This window comes from Mesorhizobium sp. M5C.F.Ca.ET.164.01.1.1 (assembly GCF_004792125.1).
Classification (GTDB): domain Bacteria; phylum Pseudomonadota; class Alphaproteobacteria; order Rhizobiales; family Rhizobiaceae; genus Mesorhizobium; species Mesorhizobium wenxiniae.
Window position 1 is genome coordinate 1 of record NZ_SRTG01000209.1, and the last position, 374, is coordinate 374.

Annotated in this window: 2 pseudogenes; one reads left to right on the plus strand and one right to left on the minus strand. The window is 61.0% G+C overall.

Features of this window, described 5'->3' with window-relative positions:
• A pseudogene (locus EN807_RS33155) lies at positions 1–227 on the minus strand (DNA polymerase IV); the annotation flags it as partial.
• A gap of 65 nt (positions 228–292) precedes the next feature.
• Between EN807_RS33155 and EN807_RS37200 the strand changes: the two are divergent.
• Positions 293–374, plus strand: a pseudogene (locus EN807_RS37200) (GNAT family N-acetyltransferase); the annotation flags it as partial.

A 374-nucleotide genomic window follows, 5' to 3' on the forward strand; every position in this document is an offset into this window, starting at 1 on the left:
ATCAGCGGCTTGTCCTTGAGCGCGGGATTGTCGCGCTTTTCGATCGCCGCGTAGAAGGCATCGCAATCGATATGGGCGAGGTGCAGCCGGTAAAGCTCGGGATGGCGGGCAAGGCGAGGGCTGCCGCAGCGTTCGCAGCGGCGCGTTTCGCCACGCTGAAACGTCAGGCAGTCACGACAAAAACCGTGATCGGGATTGTTGACAGGAGCCGCCATCACTGCGAACATAAAGAGAACAAATGCAATGGTACGACAGCGCAGGGCCAGCGACAAGCCTGGCCTGGGGAGAACGCATGAGCACGACCATAGTGCCGCTGGCGCCAGAGCTCTGGCCTGAATTCGAGGACCTTTTCGGCAAGCAGGGCGCCTGCTACG